Source organism: Variovorax robiniae (assembly GCF_037889955.1).
Classification (GTDB): domain Bacteria; phylum Pseudomonadota; class Gammaproteobacteria; order Burkholderiales; family Burkholderiaceae_C; genus Variovorax; species Variovorax robiniae.
Genome location: NZ_JBBKZS010000057.1, coordinates 1 through 7,896, shown reverse-complemented (window position 1 = coordinate 7,896; position 7,896 = coordinate 1). Strand labels below are relative to the sequence as shown.

8 protein-coding genes are annotated in these 7,896 nt (G+C 65.2%); 4 read left to right on the top strand and 4 right to left on the bottom strand.

Annotation, left to right across the window (positions count from 1 at the left end):
• Nucleotides 1-373: 373 nt before the first annotated feature.
• Complete coding sequence (locus WKW79_RS36425; RefSeq protein ID WP_340340101.1) at nucleotides 374-685, top strand: hypothetical protein; 312 nt, start codon at nucleotides 374-376, stop codon at nucleotides 683-685.
• A gap of 25 nt (nucleotides 686-710) precedes the next feature.
• On the opposite strand, the gene WKW79_RS36420 is transcribed toward WKW79_RS36425, so the two are convergent.
• From WKW79_RS36420 to WKW79_RS36410, 3 genes are all read right to left on the bottom strand, one after another.
• Entirely contained in the window at nucleotides 711-953 is a 243-nt protein-coding gene (locus WKW79_RS36420) for a hypothetical protein (protein ID WP_340340100.1), read from the bottom strand.
• A gap of 76 nt (nucleotides 954-1,029) precedes the next feature.
• Entirely contained in the window at nucleotides 1,030-1,458 is a 429-nt protein-coding gene (locus WKW79_RS36415; protein WP_340340099.1) for a hypothetical protein, read from the bottom strand.
• 195 nt (nucleotides 1,459-1,653) lie between these two features.
• The gene (locus WKW79_RS36410; protein WP_340340098.1) at nucleotides 1,654-2,421 is read right to left on the bottom strand and encodes an FRG domain-containing protein; all 768 of its coding nucleotides are present in this window, start codon (nucleotides 2,419-2,421) and stop codon (nucleotides 1,654-1,656) included.
• Between the two features lie 533 nt (nucleotides 2,422-2,954).
• Between WKW79_RS36410 and WKW79_RS36405 the strand changes: the two genes are divergently transcribed.
• On the top strand, nucleotides 2,955-5,492 hold the full coding sequence (locus WKW79_RS36405) for a TIR domain-containing protein (RefSeq protein WP_340340097.1): 2,538 nt from the start codon (nucleotides 2,955-2,957) through the stop codon (nucleotides 5,490-5,492).
• Nucleotides 5,493-5,545: 53 nt separating this feature from the next.
• Here WKW79_RS36405 and WKW79_RS36400 read toward each other — a convergent pair whose 3' ends face one another.
• Nucleotides 5,546-6,616 (bottom strand): DNA-binding protein, encoded by a 1,071-nt coding sequence (locus WKW79_RS36400; protein WP_340340096.1) that lies wholly within the window; start codon nucleotides 6,614-6,616, stop codon nucleotides 5,546-5,548.
• A gap of 459 nt (nucleotides 6,617-7,075) precedes the next feature.
• Here WKW79_RS36400 and WKW79_RS36395 point away from each other — a divergent pair, with 459 nt between their 5' ends.
• Complete coding sequence (locus WKW79_RS36395) at nucleotides 7,076-7,366, top strand: FitA-like ribbon-helix-helix domain-containing protein (protein ID WP_340340095.1); 291 nt, start codon at nucleotides 7,076-7,078, stop codon at nucleotides 7,364-7,366.
• The gene (locus WKW79_RS36390; RefSeq protein ID WP_340340094.1) at nucleotides 7,363-7,773 is read left to right on the top strand and encodes a type II toxin-antitoxin system VapC family toxin; all 411 of its coding nucleotides are present in this window, start codon (nucleotides 7,363-7,365) and stop codon (nucleotides 7,771-7,773) included. The genes WKW79_RS36395 and WKW79_RS36390 overlap by 4 nt, the downstream gene beginning before the upstream one ends.
• The last annotated feature ends 123 nt before the right edge of the window (nucleotides 7,774-7,896 follow it).

The following is a 7,896-nucleotide window of genomic DNA, read 5'->3' as shown; positions in this document are numbered from 1 at the left end:
GAAAGGGGGAACGAGCTACAGTTATCCACAGTCGGCGTTCACGATGCCGGCCTCCGTCCCCGGGTCAAAGTTCAACCGGCAGGGTGGGTCAGAATTCAACCGGCGCCGACAGGTGGACCTTCGGTTGTTGGTGCTGGCCTCGCAATATGCTCCCATAGGCATATCGATGCAACGATCATGTGCGCGATGCATGCCGCCGCAAGGCCCGTAGAGGCCTCTACGGCGGGCGATTGCGATTCGGCGGGCGCAGGTAGCTCCGAGGCCGATTGCGCGGCCCACAGGCCCGTATTGGCATGGCCTACGGGACCTGCGCAATGGGCGCGGCAAAATTGCGCACCTCGACCTTAGAGGCCGCTCCCGCCTCCCCACAATCATGAAAGTCATTGCCCTGCTGGCGCCTCTCAGCCTGCTCGCCGCATGCGCGACGACCCACGATCCGGCCGCGCTGAAGGTGCGGCAGATCGACCCGCCGGGGGCTAGCAGCCCCTGCAAGTTCATCGGCGTGGTGGAGGTGACGGGTAGCGTTACCTACTGGAGCATGGCCGAGGCGAAGCGGGACGTGCTCGCTCTCACTCGCAATGAGGTTGCGCGCCGGGGCGGCAATGCCTACGTGCCCACGGCAACGTTTGTCGAGAGGGGGCTTAGCCCGGCATCCGCTCAGGCGGATGCCTATGCATGTCCATAGGCATCGGGCGTCGGATCGGGGGGCGCTACTGCCCAGGCATGGCCCTCCGCCGCAGGGCGAGTTCGGCAGTGCCGGCGGCTCTCATGAATGCGTCTTCGTGCTCGGCAGCCGGGCGCCATCGGTATCCGGTTTCGCCTGCCTGCTCGGCGATCAGCACGGTGCCGTTGAAGTCGGGCGCATCGCCCAGCACGGCGATGATGAAGCCGCCCATGCAGCCGAGGCCACAATCGGTGCATGCGGGGTTGACTGCCGTGCGCAGGGCGGCCATGGCTGTCTCGATACATGCCGCCTCCGGCAGGGCAGTCCACGGCGCAACGGACTCGACGAGCAGGCGCTGGCCGTTGTCATTGCACCGAGTCCGGATTGAGCAACCCATCCCATGAGGTGCCGCGCTCGGCGACGAGCCCGAGCGCTTGCGCGGCGTCCTTCTTGCCCGGCTCCGGCGGCTGCGCGGGCGCCGCCACCTCGGTCCAGCCGCAGCGCGAGCGGAGCCAGAAAACGGCCGCTTTGGTGTCGGGGCGCTTGGGATGCGTGGCCGCTTTGAACAGGCTCTGCGCGACCATCGCGCCGGCCCGGACGTGCCCGAGGCGGACCTCGTCGCCATAAGCCCGTCGAAGCGTCGGCTCCGAAAGGGAAAGCAGGGCGGCAACGTCTGCCACTCGCACGCCGCAGCCAATCAGCATCGCTACTCGGCGCGCGATGGCCTCATCGCGTTGATGCGCGGGCCTGCCGGGTCTGCGGCTGGCCGTGGCCTTCGGTTTTGCTGAGGTCATCGCGATCCTTCATCAAACGGCGGCCGATATGCAGCGGTCGCAGGGCCGATTTTGCGCGCCAGGGCTTCTCTAGATGCGCGCGCGCGGGGGGAAAAAAAATCTGCGCGAGCGGGCAAGGCGGGGGTTAATCCTTCACGCAATTTTGCTGGCAACCGGCCCCCGCCTGGAGGCGAGCGGCCCGGCTCTGACTGAGGCCTATTGTCTCGGCCTGCCCCAGAACTGCAGCGACCTGTACGGATCGGCTTCTCGGAGAACTCCGGTCCGCGTTGTCTCGCAGAGGGCTCTCACATCCTTTGCGACGCCATCGAGCCCAGGGTAGATGACAGACGCCCGGATGCCGAACTTCGCGAGTTGCCACTGCATATGGTCCTTCGCCTTGGCATTGAACACGATCCGGTGAGTGGCATCGTCGTCGATGGCGACGCGAAAGTCGGGCTGCAGCGTGAAGACGCCTTCCTGATTCACAAACCGCTTGTCAGAGTGATCCGGCTGGATGCCCATGATCTGTTCAGCCTTCTTGAAGGGTTCGTCGTGATGAGCCCCGACTTGCCAATGCGTTTGATCACGAACGTAGACCGCGCCGCCCGACTCGGGCTTGGACTCGCAGGCGAAATACAGGGCGACGAGCGGGTTAATTGTCCAGTCGAGCAGGCGGGTGGGCACGCCATAGTGCTGTGCCAAGCAAAGCCACTCAAGCTCGGAGCGCGGCAAGATGGTGAGAAAGGGCATCGCGCGGCGCTTGAACTCCCTGAGAAGTTCCACTTCGTATCGCTCGCGTCTCTCTTCCAAGGTCCCGCCCGGCAGCTTCTCAAGACCAAAGACAGGATCAACGTCCAGTCGCCCCAGTGAAGGAATGAGTTGGTAGCTCGGGTCGGCGACGCCACGATAGATGCGCGTATGCGAACTCCGCAGTTCAACCTCTTCGAGATACTTGGGCAAGGTTGAAACCTGAAACTCTTTCATGCACGAGCCTTTCTCTTTCTGGACGGCGCTGATTGTCGGGGGTTCTCGTCGAATCGAATGGAAAGCCGGTCCGCCAAGTTGGACCGGTCCGCCGCCGGTCCGCCGGGTCGCGACCCAAAGGTCATGGGTAAACACCCTTCGGCCGCTCCGCCGAAGGTGTTATCCCTATAGGGTGGCGGACCGGCGACGGCAGACCGGTGACGCTGAATCTTTGGGAGGGGAAGGCTTCGAACAGCCAGCCAGAACGGCAACAATGAGGAGGGCGATCGCAGCAAGAGTTTTGCGGTGCATGTAAGCATGGGCAGGTCTGATGCGTCAGCATCATAGAGAAGCCCGTAAGCGGGCTCGCATGGCCGCACGGCGGCCAAACGCATCTGTCTTTCAGGTCGGAAAACGCCCATCATCGAGTGGATGACGACAGCGATCTGAGCACTGCAAGCTGCGGAGTTGATTGACAGGTCTCGGGCTATCAAGCGCACTCGGCGGAGTCACCGCATCGATGCCCTAGCGCTGCCCCAACCGCAGGAGGGAAAATGAGCGATCTGCAGCCCGGTCCCGCGCCTTATGAGGCTGGCGAGCATGCGGCGGAGAAGCCCCCGCCCGCGAAGAAATTCAAATACCACGCCTTCCTCAGCTACAGCCACCGGGACATTCAGGTGGTGAAGGCGATCCAGGAGTTCCTGGAGGACTACGCGCTGCCCACGAGCGTCGGCACACCCACGACACGCATCCAAGTCTATCGAGACACGACCGACATCCGCACCGGCAATCTGGGTGACCAGTTGAACGGCGCGTTGCTGGAGTCGGCGTGCTTGGTAGTCTGCGTGTCGCCGGCGGCGCTGCGGTCGCACTGGGTGAATGATGAGGTAGCGGCATTCCGCGCCGTCAGGCCGGAAGCGACCATCCCCGTGCTATTGGAGGGCGGGCCATCCGACGTGGCGGCGCTGCTGGGGTACGAGAGCCGCTATGCCGATCTGACGCAGCACCGGCCCGGTGCCACGCGGTTCAAGACGCGCGAGCAGCTCGAACTCGTGCGCGTGCTCGCCCAAGTGGCCGGCCGCGACGTGCGCACGCTTGTGCCCTGGCATGAAGAGCGCCGCAAGCGACGCTTGGCGACCGCGCTGGCCGGCGGACTTATCGTCACGCTGCTGCTGGCGGGGGCGGGGGGCGGCTACCTACTGCAGCGGCAGGCAGCGCAGGTCTCAGCGGCCAATGCCCGGGCGCAGCAAGCCAAGGCAGTGCAGGAGGCGGACCGCGCCCAGCACGAAGCGGAGCAGCGGGCCGAGGCAGTGGCTCGCAAGCAGGGGGACGGCGCGCTCGCGTCGCTGAGCAGCAACTTCTTCGCCCAAGCGGCCGTGGGCCTGGCGCGGCTGGATACTTCGGCTGCCTCGCTCGACGGGGGGCGCTACGCGCAACCAGCGCGCTTCCTGCTGCCGCGGCTGATGACGTTCAGTGAAGCCGCGGCGTCGGTGGGTCGGGGACGGGTGGTCCGTTGGGGCGACAGCAACCTGGTCCGCGGGCCGAAGGGCGAGCTTCGGGAGATCCCCGGCGCGGTGCTGGAGCAGGTATGGTTTTCGCCGCAAGGCACAGAAGTGTTGGCGGTAGACGTGGCCCATCGCGTGTCGCGGATAGCTTGGCCGACGATGACGGTGCGCGGCCCGCATGCGCTGGGCGCCGTGCGGGTGGATTCGGTGGCGTGGGCCGCCAACGGCCAGGTCTCGTTACGGGCGACGGAGATCTGGCTGGCCAGCGACGAAGATACGAAGGATGCCCAGATGGACGGCGACACTGTGCGCATCGACCTGGATGCCGACGCCAAGCCGCTGCCGCATGTGAAGATCCCGGTCGATGCAGGCGGGAATGACCGCGTTGCAGGCGCATCGCGACGGCCCATTGCGGAGCGCACTACGGTTCGACTGGAATTCCCGCGGCTGCGCGACGAGCGATCCTTTTGGCGCGCAGCCGAGTCCCGGCTCCCGGATGACAAGCGGACCATCGTGCCGATGGCCGTGCGTGATCCACCGCCGTTTCCGGCCCTCAACATGGGGGAATTGAAGGGCGATGCCGCCGAGCGACGGGATTTCTTAGCCCGCTCAATGAATACCGATTCGCTGACGAGCGGGGTTGCGATGGTGGACGGGCATCACATTGCGCTGGCAGCCAGCGTCACCGGTAACCAGGGAGCGGCCTTCATGGCCTGCAAGTTCGATCCCGTTACGCGGGTAGCAGCCTGGTGCCACGTCGAAGACGTGACGGCCACCGTGCGGCCGTACTTCTCGCCCGACTATCGGTTCATGCTGCTCACTATGACCGAGGTCCAGGAAGACGCCTTCCGGCTGCTGGACCTCCCCGCTGGCGGCGCACGGTGCAAGGTCTCGGCGCATCCCGCCGAGCGAGCGCTGGAGGCGGCATTCGACCCCACCGGATCCCGGCTGGCTGTGCTTACGCGCGACGGCGAGATATGGGTCTACGACGTGCGCAAGCAGCCCTGTGAGGCCACGGTGGCCTCGCGGTTCGCCCTGCCCGATAGGGGGAGCAGCGGCGGTGTCGTCGCGTTCGCAGGTCCGGATACCCTCGTCTGGCTGACCGACGGCCCCTACGTCCATGCCTTCGATGCGACGTCGGGGCTGGTGAAATGGTCGCAGGAAGGCAAGGCATCTCGCCGCGGCAATGAAACGCGGTCCGTCAACGTGTCGCCGGACGGGCGACTTTTCGCCACCGCCATCGGCGGCATGGTCGAGTTGCGCTCGGCGCTCACAGGCGTGGCGCTGTCGGGGGCGTTTTCCGTGTTCAGGACGGCAACGGGCGCCGCGGGCCGCGGGGCCGTCTGCGAGGTAGCCGTGGATGACTACGGGGCCGTCCGAGTCGACTTCGACCGTGAACTCCTGTGCTCGCCCGAGGCGGCACCCCAACTCCGTAAGGGGCGCGGCGCCTGGACGCGGCTGGCACCGGACGACCCCGCGCTGGGGTTCGGGCTGGCGATGGAGCTCTGGCGCCGTACTGCTATCAGCGACGACGACGGCAAGTCGCCCGTGCCGCTGGGTAGGCTATTGGCGGCGGGCCCTCGGTAGTCGAATGGTTGGTTCTAGCCTTAGAACGAGCACTATATGCCCACTGCCAGCAACTAACCCCTGGGCCGCGTGGCTTTCAATCGAGCGCCGGCTCCGCGCGGAGCGGTCTTGCGCCCGGCGTCCAAAGCGCCGACCAGGAGCGTCCGGGTGCCTTCATGCGATTTCTTTTCTTCGCTGAGCTGCCGCAACGAATCTTCGAGTCGTTGCTGTAGCGCCGAGCCTTCCGATTGCGCCTGCGCCAGCAGGCTCGCCTGGAGGGTGAGTTGATCGCGAAGATCTCGCTCGACCTGCTGGGCGGCGTGCTGCGTCTCGCGCAGCATCCGGCGGCCGGCCTCCAGCGTCTGCGCCGCTGCTTCTTCACTGCGCAAGCGCTGCTGTTGCTCCCGGGCCAAGCCGGCTTCAAGTTGCTTCGAGGCCTGGCGGGCACGGTCGACCTCCTCATGCGAGTGGCGTTCCAGGGCGACGTGGCGTTCCCGCTCCGCCTTGACATCCTTGTCCCGCTCGGCCAGCGCCGCCGCCTGCTCCTGCCGCAGCACTTCCTTGCTGGCGTGAGATTCCTGGAGGAGGGCGTTGAGCCGGGCGATCTCTTGTTCGGACACGGCCCGCATCCGTGCGACCTCGGCAGTCTGTTCGGCCAGCTGTCGCTCCAGGGTCTCGCGCGCCTGCTGCGAGGAGGCCAGCGCCGCGTCCAAGCTCGCCCGGGCTTGTTCTAAGGCCGCTTCTCGCTGCGCCAGGCCGGCTTGGCCAGCCGCCAGCACAGTGCCGGCTTCATCGAGCACCGCCCGGGCGCTCTCGAGTTCCTGCCGCTGCACGTCATCGGCCTCGCGCCGCGCCGTCTCCCACAGGAGCCGGGCCGCATTCCGCACGCTCACCGGCACGCCGTCCGCATCATTGCCGGCCGCCAGGTTGGCCGCCGGATTGATCCCTCCTGCGATCCGTTGTCCGAGCGAAGAAAACCATTTCTCGAGCATCGGACTGACGGTATTTGGCGAGCCGCGCCCGATCTTGAGCCGCACGCGCTCGATGGTGGGCCGCAGCCCCTCGGCCAGGAGCGCGTCCGCGGCCCCGAAGACATCCTCGATCTGGATGCCTCTGGATGATCGGATTTCCCGAACTTCATTCATTTTGAACCTCGCAACTTCAGGCGAACGACCGCCCTTCCCTCAAATATTTACCCTCGATAAGGGATTGATATTGGCTCGACTGAGATCGCGGAAGGAGCCAGGGAAAGGGTGGCGCGCACCTTGAACGGATAGACTCATACTCGAATCGCCGAAAGGAACTCCGATGTCTGGGGTGTACGCCGACGATTCACGTGCAAAGCCTCAGAGTGGGTTGGCAATGAACTCCCCGACCCATCAGGTCAGCTGGTGGGCAAACTGGCCGACCGCTTGGCCGCAGCTTCTCGTGGCGAGCGCAGTGATGCCATGGTCGGGATAGTGCGCGAGAGCGTCGATGGCCTCGTAAGCGTTGTCCAAAATGGAACAGTTCTGTACGGGAGCGGCAGGCGATTTTTGCCCTGATCCTTGTAGGGGAGGGCATGGCGGCGTATGATTGCTAGCACTGCGAAGGAGTGACAGCAAATGCCCACGCTCACAATCCGCGACTTTCCCGAAACGGCGCACGCGGCGCTGAAGATCCTGGCCGCCCGCAGGGGAGGGCGCCGCAGTGTCGAGGGCTTCGCTCGCAACGTCCTAGTCGAGGTGGCCACGAGGCAGTCGTCATCGACTCCAGGCTTTGGCGACCAGCTCGTCGCGATCGGTCGGCAGTTGCACTCCGATCTCGCGGCGGCCGGCGAGCGCCTCAGCAACGAGGATGTCGACGCGCTGTTCAAACGCTCGGACGAAAGCGTCGAGCCGGCGAGCTTTGAATGATCCTGCTCGATACGAACGTCGTCTCCGAACTGATAAAGCCGCAGCCCGCTCAGAAGGTGGTGGACTGGTTCAACCTGCAGGCACCGACCGACCTGTGCATCTGCGCCACCACCGTGATGGAGATGCTCTCTGGCGTCTCGCGCATGCCGGTGGGACAGAACCGCACGCGCGTAGATCAGGCCGTCAACGCCATCATCCCGCGATTCGAAGTCCTTCCGTTCGACGAGTTCGCGGCGCGGTCATACGCCCAGTTGACGGAGCGAGCATTGGGGGCAGGGTACAACGTTACGATCGGCGACGGACAGATCGCGGCGGTTGCGCACTCCACCGGCATCACTACCGTAGCCACTCGCGACACGGGGCCATTCCTCGCGATGGGCCTGACTGTCGTCGACCCGTTTGTGTGACCTGGCTCTATATTACTCAGCAGTCCGTAATATAGGCGACAGATGGCATCTGGAAGAACGATCGCACGAGTCGCCGGTTCTTCTGCATATTGCGCAGCTGTTGCTCGACTCGAATAGCCAGCT